The organism is Actinoplanes sp. NPDC051633 (genome assembly GCF_040681735.1).
Taxonomy (GTDB): Bacteria; Actinomycetota; Actinomycetes; order Mycobacteriales; family Micromonosporaceae; genus Actinoplanes.
Map to the genome: position 1 here is coordinate 1 of NZ_JBFAZH010000898.1, position 3,273 is coordinate 3,273.

General features: G+C 70.6%; 6 protein-coding genes. 4 read left to right on the plus strand and 2 right to left on the minus strand.

Annotated features, from left to right (window positions below; all coding sequences use genetic code 11):
- The 4 genes from pgk to AB0M20_RS34105 all read left to right on the plus strand — a co-directional run.
- A partial coding sequence (pgk, locus tag AB0M20_RS34090) for a phosphoglycerate kinase (RefSeq protein WP_364304461.1) occupies positions 1-505 on the plus strand: 505 nt, incomplete at its 5' end.
- The gene (gene tpiA, locus AB0M20_RS34095) at positions 506-1,297 is read left to right on the plus strand and encodes a triose-phosphate isomerase (protein WP_364304463.1); all 792 of its coding nucleotides are present in this window, start codon (positions 506-508) and stop codon (positions 1,295-1,297) included.
- A 63-nt stretch (positions 1,298-1,360) separates the two neighbouring features.
- Complete coding sequence (secG, locus tag AB0M20_RS34100; RefSeq protein ID WP_364304464.1) at positions 1,361-1,615, plus strand: preprotein translocase subunit SecG; 255 nt, start codon at positions 1,361-1,363, stop codon at positions 1,613-1,615.
- A 108-nt stretch (positions 1,616-1,723) separates the two neighbouring features.
- Entirely contained in the window at positions 1,724-2,065 is a 342-nt protein-coding gene (locus AB0M20_RS34105; RefSeq protein WP_364304465.1) for an RNA polymerase-binding protein RbpA, read from the plus strand.
- On the opposite strand, the gene AB0M20_RS34110 is transcribed toward AB0M20_RS34105, so the two are convergent.
- A complete protein-coding gene (locus AB0M20_RS34110) occupies positions 2,066-2,677 on the minus strand; it encodes a GNAT family N-acetyltransferase (protein WP_364304466.1) in 612 nt (203 codons plus the stop codon).
- 96 nt (positions 2,678-2,773) lie between these two features.
- Positions 2,774-3,273: hypothetical protein (locus tag AB0M20_RS34115; protein ID WP_364304468.1), on the minus strand; the 500-nt coding region annotated here is incomplete at its 5' end.

The following is a 3,273-nucleotide window of genomic DNA, read 5'->3' on the forward strand; positions in this document are numbered from 1 at the left end:
CACCTTCCTCAAGGCGCAGGGCCACGAGGTGGGCAAGTCGCTGCTCGAGGACGAGATGGTCGACACCTGCGCCTCGCTGTTGGCGGAGGCCGGCGGCCGCATCGTGCTGCCGACCGACGTGGTCGCGGCGAGCGAGTTCAGCGCCGACGCCGACACGGTCACCGTGCCGGCGAGCGAGATCCCGGCCGACCGGCTCGGGCTCGACATCGGGCCGTCGTCCACCGCACTGTTCGCCGAGGCGATCAGCGGCGCGAGGACGGTGTTCTGGAACGGCCCGATGGGCGTCTTCGAGCTGGCGCCGTTCGCGGCCGGCACCCGGGGCGTGGCCGAGGCGATCACCAAGATCGACGGCTTCTCGGTGGTCGGCGGCGGCGACTCGGCGGCGGCGGTGCGCAAGCTCGGCATCGACGAGAGCGGCTTCGGGCACATCTCGACCGGCGGCGGCGCGTCTTTGGAGTACCTCGAGGGCAAGACCCTCCCCGGTCTCGAAGCTTTGGAGAAGTAGGTGGCGGACGAGACGCGCCGGCCGATCATGGCCGGCAACTGGAAGATGAACCTCAACCATCTCGAGGCCATCAACCTGGTGCAGAAACTGGCGTTCAGCCTCAACGAGCAGGTGCTCTCCGCGGTCGAGGTGGCCGTGCTGCCGCCGTTCACCGATCTGCGCAGCGTGCAGACCTCGGTGGACGGGGACAAGGTCCAGATCGTCTACGGCGCTCAGGACCTGTCGCCGCACGCCGGTGGCGCGTACACCGGGGACATCTCCGGCGCGATGCTCGCGAAGCTGGGCTGCACCTACGTCGCGGTCGGCCACTCCGAGCGGCGGCAGCACCACAACGAGGACGACGCGCTGGTCAACGCCAAGATCAAGGCCGCGTTCGCGGCCGGGCTCACCCCGATCTTCTGCGTCGGCGAGGGCCTGGAGGTGCGGGAGACCGGCGATCAGGTGGCGTACGTGCTGAGCCAGGTCGACGCCGGCCTGGACGGCATCAAGGGCGACCAGATCAAGCAGGCCGTGATCGCGTACGAGCCGGTGTGGGCGATCGGCACCGGCAAGACGGCCACCCCGGAGGACGCGCAGGAGGTCTGCGGCGCCATCCGGGCCCGGCTCACCGAGTCGCACGGCGCCGAGGTGGGCCAGGCGGTCCGCATCCAGTACGGTGGCTCGGTCAAGGCGGCCAACATCGCCTCGATCATGGCGCAGCCGGACGTGGACGGCGCGCTGGTGGGCGGTGCCAGCCTGGACGCGGAGGAGTTCGCGTCGATCTGCCGGTACCGGGAGCACGTCGCCCGATAAGGGACGCTATTGTTGGGGCCGCTACTTACTGTGGCGCCCGCCCGAGAGGAATGACGACCGACCATGCCGATCGCGTTCGCGTACACGTTGATCGTGTTGCTGATCATCACCAGCATTCTGCTGACCCTGCTGATCCTGCTGCACCGGGGCAAGGGCGGCGGCATGTCCAGCATGTTCGGCGGCGGCGTCACCTCCAGCCTGGCCGGTTCGTCGGTCGCGGAGAAGAACCTCGACCGCTACACGGTGCTGGTCGGCATCATCTGGTTCGCCTGCATCGTGGGCCTCGGCTTCTGGCTGAAGGTCGCGCAGGCAGGCTGACGTTTGTCCTTTAACAAGGGACACAGGAGTCGTAGACTCTGCCGCGCGGTCCGTCCGGGCCGCGCGGCTCTCTTTTTCCTCCAAGATTGCCTGACAGGAGTGGCATCCGTGTCCAGTGGCAGCGCCATCCGTGGCAGCCGCGTCGGGTCCAGCCCGATGCGCCCCGACGAGCGCAGTGAGCCCGCCCCGCGCCGTGAGGTGGTCTATCACTGCGCCGCCGGTCACCGGTCGGTCATCAAGTTCGCCGCCGAGGCGGCCGAGCCCGAGGTCTGGGACTGCCCGCGCTGCGGCCAGCCGGCCGGCCTCGACGAGCAGAACCCGCCGGGGAAGATGCGCACCGAGCCGTACAAGTCACATCTGGCGTACGTGAAGGAGCGGCGCTCGGACGCCGACGGCGAGGCGATCCTCGCCGAGGCCCTGGCCAAGGTGCGTCAGCGGCGCGGGCGGTAGTCAGACGGCGGTGTCCCGGCCCAGGTAGAGCACGCCGGGGGCGCCGAGCGGGATCTCGGTGAAGCCCAGTTTGGCGTAGAAGGCGCGGGCTTTCGTGTTGCCCGGCGCCATGCCGAGGTGCACCTTGGGCACGCCGGCCCGGTGCAGCCCGGTCAGGAACGCCTCCATCAGCCCGCGGCCCAGCCCCTTGCCCTGCCACTCGGGCAGCAGGTCGATGTGCAGGTGGGCGGGGTATTCGGCGAGTTCGGGCACGATCATGCGCTCGGGGTGCAGGTGCAGCCCCAGCATGAAGTCGGTGGGCGTGACCGGCGGCACGGCCGGGTCGGGATAGCGGCCGGCGGTCGCGGGCAGCCACTCGGCCCGACAGCGGTGCGCGAAGGCGACCGTGTCGGCGGTGCCCAGGATGTAGCCGACCGCGTTGCCCGCGCCGTCGTCGATGACATGGGCGTGCTCCGGCTCGAGTGTCACGTACGGCACCGCGAAGATGTCGCCCATCAGCCGGTCGTCGACGTACATGCCGCGGGCGTCCTCCCCGGAGTCGGCGGTGCGGACGCAGATGTCGTACACGGCGTCGAGATCGGCAGGGCGGTAGGGGCGAATCTGCGGGCTCACCCAATAAAGTTTAGAGAGCGCTTTCGGTGTGAGCTGGATCACCCTGGGATCGCCAACCTTTTCGCCGCCCAAGCGTCTCTCCGGACGAAAGATCCCTCACTCGTCTGGAGTTTCCCTGATGCAACGGATGCGCGCGGTTCTGCTGACCTCTGCTGTGGTCGCGGCGACGATCGCCGGCACGGCGATCGCGGCGATGTCGGCCTCGGCGGACGGCGCGCCCCGGCCGGTGCCCGCGTCGACGAGCCCGGCCGGCTTGCAGCCGTCGCCTAGCATCACGCACGGCTCGCAGCCGGGGGAGACCGCGGCGCCGGCGCCGGCCCCGACGACGGTGTCCCCGCAGCCGTCACACACGGCCGTGCCGTCGCCGAGCACTACCGCGCCCACGGTGCCCGCCGGGACGGCTCCGCGGCCCGTGCCGTCGCCGACCCGCACCGCCGGGCCGGAGCCGGTGCCGACGTCGAGCGCGACCCCGGCGCCGGTTCCGTCGCCGACCAGGACCACCACAGCGACCGCCGCACCCGTGCCGACCCCGTCCAGGACAAAGTAAGGCGCGCATGACGTACGTCCCGCCGTTGCCCGCGGCGGCCCGGCCGACG

What these genes read in the sequence shown, in the direction of transcription:
- secG (WP_364304464.1), top strand. Translation starts at nt 1,361, where the DNA reads ATGCCGATCGCGTTCGCGTACACGTTGATCGTGTTGCTGATCATCACC.